This is a genomic window from Marinifaba aquimaris (genome assembly GCF_013328345.1).
Lineage (GTDB): Bacteria > Pseudomonadota > Gammaproteobacteria > Enterobacterales > Alteromonadaceae > Marinifaba > Marinifaba aquimaris.
The window spans coordinates 1-1621 of record NZ_JABULX010000066.1; the positions used below are offsets into that span (position 1 = coordinate 1).

General features: G+C 37.2%; 2 protein-coding genes. Both read right to left on the reverse strand.

The features are described 5' to 3' along the window. Positions 1-178 precede the first annotated feature (178 nt). A complete protein-coding gene (locus tag HR060_RS19240) occupies positions 179-889 on the reverse strand; it encodes a PEP-CTERM sorting domain-containing protein (RefSeq protein WP_217434983.1) in 711 nt (236 codons plus the stop codon). A 156-nt stretch (positions 890-1045) separates the two neighbouring features. Continuing rightward, positions 1046-1474, reverse strand: a complete 429-nt coding sequence (locus HR060_RS19065; RefSeq protein WP_174201853.1) for a hypothetical protein — start codon at positions 1472-1474, stop codon at positions 1046-1048. Positions 1475-1621 lie beyond the last annotated feature (147 nt).

The following is a 1621-nucleotide window of genomic DNA, read 5'->3' on the forward strand; positions in this document are numbered from 1 at the left end:
TTTTTCTTTTTACTGGTCATAAATCACCTCTTATCTAACTATAAGAGATGTCCACTTTTTTTGGGTAAGTCCGATGCCTAACGTCAAGCTCAGCGGCCAAAGGTCCGCTGCAGCTTTTTGTTAGGCATAAAAAAGCCCCGATTAGAATCGAGGCTTTTGGATTAACTTGGCCTTCTTATTAGCGATTTTTCTTTTTCCGTGAAAATCCAACACCTGCCAAACCTAGACCCAATAGAGCAAGAGAGCCTGGCTCTGGCACACTAGCAGCGTTTGAGACTGTTGTTGTGCTAGCTAAAGAAATAGTACCACCCCCTGTAATTCTATCTCCATTTGCAAAAACAATATCGTTTGCCGTACGCAACTCATTGCCTATAGCTGCCAATGGTCCTTGTGGGACAATCAATGTTGACAAATCAAACTGGCTACCAAAAGCTAAATTCGACGCTTCACCGTAGGCGGTAAATATTGTACTAAACTCGCCAACCGTGTCAGTAAAACCAAAAACCGTGCTGCCAAAAAACAAATATGTATCAGATACAACTTTTTCGTTGGTTAATCCTAAGCCGGTAGAGGTAAAAAACACATCTACATCATAAAAGTTTTGCCAGTATCCAAAACCTGTTCCCAAGTTTGCAGTATTTGTGTCAACGATAATAGACATCTCAATACCGCCGGTATTTTTGGTAGCACCATTGAATTCTAGGCTTCTATCAGCGAAAACATAATCTATACTGATTAGCCCCGCGTTAGCTACCCCAGTGAACATTAAGATAAATAAGCAAAGAGTTTTCTTCATTATTACCTCCAATTTAATATATCCAGCATTAGCAGCATCTATGCCATCTTGTATGTCGTTGATTTTTTTGTTGATTGTAATTTTGTCTTGCAAACAGTGTAAAAATAACCGACAGCTACAACTGATTGGTGCTACTTATTTGATAGCCTAACGCCCTGTTAATAGGTAAATTTTGCTGGGTTGATTTTTGCCTGCGAAGCAGGAAAGCAAAAAACGACACAGTGAAATTTATCCTTATTTAACAGCTTGTTAGGTTTGATTTAGTGGATAAAAAGCATTAAACATTAAAATTGTAATAACAAAACTTAAGCACATTAAGGAAGATAGCTTAAGTTTTGAACGAGTACTTAACCACTTTGTATGACGAAGCCTTTCTTCTATTTCATCAAATTCTATTTTATAGCAACAAACTAAGTACGACATCAATGCTGCAATAAGGATAGCGATTAGCATTATTGGAGACATTGAATACCTCCCTCCAGTTCCATCATGCAATAAATCATCTGTTACAAACTGGTAGAACAATGCATTTATGGCACCCAAAAAAGCATATGATAAAAATGTCATTACCAGAAGGGTCATTGCTGCAAAACCTCTAGGTGGGAAAGGTTTTTCTTCATGGCTTCTTTTGGACATATGAAAGTAAAAATATAGAAAATAACTTCTAAGCCAGCTCATCTCTTAATTTATCTACCCGTATTAAAATATATATTGCTCTTTAATAGTTTGATTGACATTCAATTGAAAACTGGTCTTACCCACCAAAAGTGGACATCATATTAAGCGTATCGTTGCTCATATCCCATTGGGCTTAAATAGCCCAAA